The organism is Kitasatospora sp. NPDC007106 (genome assembly GCF_040634455.1).
Taxonomy (GTDB): domain Bacteria; phylum Actinomycetota; class Actinomycetes; order Streptomycetales; family Streptomycetaceae; genus Kitasatospora; species Kitasatospora arboriphila.
The window spans coordinates 1-1158 of sequence record NZ_JBEYFP010001381.1 but is presented as its reverse complement, the minus strand read 5'-3'; the positions used below and the strand labels follow the sequence as shown (position 1 = coordinate 1158).

General features: G+C 74.3%; 2 protein-coding genes. Both read right to left on the bottom strand.

Annotation, left to right across the window (positions count from 1 at the left end; translation table 11 throughout):
• Positions 1 to 38: 38 nt before the first annotated feature.
• A complete protein-coding gene (locus tag ABZ641_RS38650; protein ID WP_359989371.1) occupies positions 39 to 689 on the bottom strand; it encodes a hypothetical protein in 651 nt (216 codons plus the stop codon).
• Positions 686 to 1158: hypothetical protein (locus ABZ641_RS38645; RefSeq protein ID WP_359989369.1), on the bottom strand; the 473-nt coding region annotated here is incomplete at its 5' end. The genes ABZ641_RS38645 and ABZ641_RS38650, both read right to left, overlap by 4 nt.

Here is a 1158-nt window from a genome sequence, read left to right as displayed (position 1 = left end):
CCCGGGGCGGCGGCGGGCGGCGGGGTCGGGCCGGCGGGTCAGGTCGGGTCGCGGCGCAGCACGCCCTCGGCCTCGGTCGACGTCCGGTCGGCGTCCTGGACGGCCTGGTGGAAGGCCGCGTCCTCGGCCTGCTGCGCCTCGTGGTCGGCGACCGAGGCGTGGATGCGGTCCTGCGCCACGATGCCCTGCAACTGGGCGTTCATGGCGTCGAGCTGCTTCGGATCGGCGTGCAGGACGCCGTGGATGAAGGCCATCGTGTCGGCGGCCGCCGGGTTGTACCCGGCCACCTCGTCGATCACCGGGTCGCCGTACGGTCCGGCCGTCGCCGGCGGCCGGACGGAGGCGTCCGGACCGGCGTCCGGGTCGAGCGGCACCGCGCTCTCCGGGTGCTCGTACGCGGCGGTGAGCCGGTCCTCGACGGACGGGCCGTCCGTGGCGTCCCCGTGGCCGGTGCCGTCCGGGGAGTCAGGGGAGTCCGGGTTGTCGTGGTGCCCGGTGTCGGTGGGCGAGTCGTCGCCGTGCGGGTGGTCGGTGAGGCCCATCGCCTCGGCCACGTCGCCGAGCAGGTCGGCGACGAGGACGGCGGCCTCCTCGACGAAACCGGTCAAGGCGTCGACGGTGTCGTGCTGGTCCGGCAGGTGCAGCGGGTCGTCCGCCCCGCCGAGCGGGTCGTCCATGCGGTCCTTCACCCTTCGTTCCTCCGGCGGTCGTTGCCGCGGCGTCCGGTCGAGCGACCGAAGTACCCCAGCAGTCCGAGGCCGAGCAGCCACAGTCCGGTGGTCAGGTAGTGCCGGCCGTCCAGGCCGTGGCCGACGCCCGCCACGAGCGCCGTCACTCCGCCGCCGACCACCAGCGGCAGTGCCAGCAGCCGGGCGAGCGGGACCCGCCGGGTCCACCGCCAGGCCAGCGTGCCGAGCACCAGGACGGCGATCACCACCAGCAGGACGCCGGTGGAGCGCCAGGCCTGTTCCCAGTAGCCGGCGTACTCGTAGCACTCGTAGTCGTAGGAGGAGTAGTACGTGCATTCCCTGATGGTCGCGTTGTTGAAGAAGCCCGTCCCGACGGCGGCCAGGCCGACCGCGCCGAGCAGCCACAGCCGCCAGACGCCGCTCGGCCGAGGTCGACGCCCCTGCCGGACGTCCATGAGGAGGCCGTAGG